This window comes from Lentiprolixibacter sp. (assembly GCF_982873095.1).
On record NZ_CEYNTP010000037.1, the window covers coordinates 13,727 to 15,585 of the forward strand.

The 1,859-nt window shown below is 43.4% G+C and carries 2 protein-coding genes; both read right to left on the minus strand.

Annotation, left to right across the window (positions count from 1 at the left end; translation table 11 throughout):
* On the minus strand, window positions 1-249 hold a 249-nt coding region (locus tag AC4E7D_RS04020; protein ID WP_490172521.1), incomplete at its 3' end, for an ATP-dependent Clp protease proteolytic subunit.
* Between the two features lie 113 nt (window positions 250-362).
* Window positions 363-1,685, minus strand: coding sequence for a trigger factor (tig, locus tag AC4E7D_RS04025; protein ID WP_490172522.1), 1,323 nt, complete (start codon window positions 1,683-1,685; stop codon window positions 363-365).
* Window positions 1,686-1,859: the final 174 nt, after the last annotated feature.

Below are 1,859 nucleotides of genomic sequence, written 5' to 3' on the forward strand. Positions count from 1 at the left end.
GGCCAGGAATAACAACTGGGCCTGTACGATATTGGCTACCTGATCGTTAATTCCTGTTCCCATAAATATGATTCGGTCCATCATCAACCTTGAAAATACATCCATGGCAATGGCATTTAACTGCCGCTCTTCGATGATATTAGGAGTCATACTTACCGGATACATGCTTTCCAGGATACGGTCGTAATAAATACTGTTTATACCCTGGTCTTTTATCGCGTAGTTCTTGAATTCTTTTGCGTAATCCATGCTATTTCTTATCGAAATTTAAAAAAAGGTGCCGAAAACATAGCTTTCGGCCCTGTAAAGATACTCAATTCATGCCGATTTGAGATGCTTCTGTCTTAAGGACGAATCATCGCTTATCCGTAGACTTCCTTGATGAAATTCTCGTAGGTGACCTCTTTTACCTTCAAATTGGCCTTTTCCTTGTAAAGATCAAGCAGTTTCTTGCTCATCAGCTGTTCCGAGAGGCGCTTTACCTCATCCTGATTGCTGAGGACCCGCATAACTATGGGATCCAACTCTTCATCTGTGGGATTGGTCTGCCCGTATTGCGCCATTTGGGATTTGATAAATCCCTTGGCGAAGTCCTTTAATTCATCAAACTGCAGTTCCACATTGTGGTCTTTGATGATCCTTCCTTCGATCAGCTGGTACCTCAGGCCTTTTTCGGATTTTTCGTATTCGTCTTTGGCTTCGGCTTCCGAAAGCGGTTTTTCCCCGGTCGTCTGAATCCATTTTTGAAGGAAATCTACAGGCAGGTCGAAATTAACAACTTCAATTAGCCGCTCCGTTACGTCATTCAGGAGTTTCTGATCAGCCTGCTGCTCAAATTGTTTTTCGGCATCTTCCTTGATTTTTTTACGCATTTCATCTTCAGAAGATACCACGCCTTCTCCGAACAGTCGATCGAATAGTTCCTGGGTGAGTTCCGCGGGTTCGCGTTTGTTGATTTCACTGATGGTAAAATCAACGTTTATGTTAAGCCCTTCCGCTTTGTCCTTGGAAATGCCAAGGGCATTAAATAGTAGGTAGTCTTCCTTGAATAGCCCTTTGGTCTTAAGGGAAACAGTGTCACCCACCTTTTTCCCCAGAAGGCTGTCTATAGCTTTCTTGCTTTTGACTTTATCCAGTTCCAGGGTGGTTTTATTGCTGATCTCCTGCTCCTCATTGCTAAAGGTTCCGGAAACCTCAAACCCCTTGTCCACTTCCGGCATGCTCACAAGTTTACCATATTGGTGTTTGATGCGGTCTACCTGCTCAGACACCATCTTTTTATCAGCGACAATCTTGTAATGCGGAATACTCTTTTTGGTTTTCAGGTTCACCTCGAATTCCGGTGCAAGTCCCAATTCAAACTCAAAAGAGAATTCGTCTGCATCCCAGTTGAAATTGTCCTGTTGTTTTGGAAGCGGATTCCCCAGAACATCCAGCTTTTCTTCGGTAAGGTAGTTGTTGAGGTTGTCCTGTATCAACTTGTTTACTTCGTCTACCAGAACAGCCTTGCCATATTGTTTTTTGATAAGTCCCATTGGTACCTGGCCTTTCCTGAATCCCGGTATATTGGCCTGTCTCCGGTAGTCCTTGAGGATCTTGTCTACCTTGTCCTGGTAATCCTCTTTGGAAATAGCGACTTTAACCACTGCATTTAACTCGTCTATCTGCTCTTTGGTAATATTCATTTAATACTTTTTTATCCGACTCCTTCTGTATGATGGCCCACTAGCTGAAAAGCAATCGGGCACTAATTTTATGTCCGCCCGCGGCATTAGGTTTTTGTCACACCCCGATCACGGCTGATTTAGGCATGCAAAAGTAGTGTATTTTAGAACGTCCAACAAGTTTTATCCACTTGA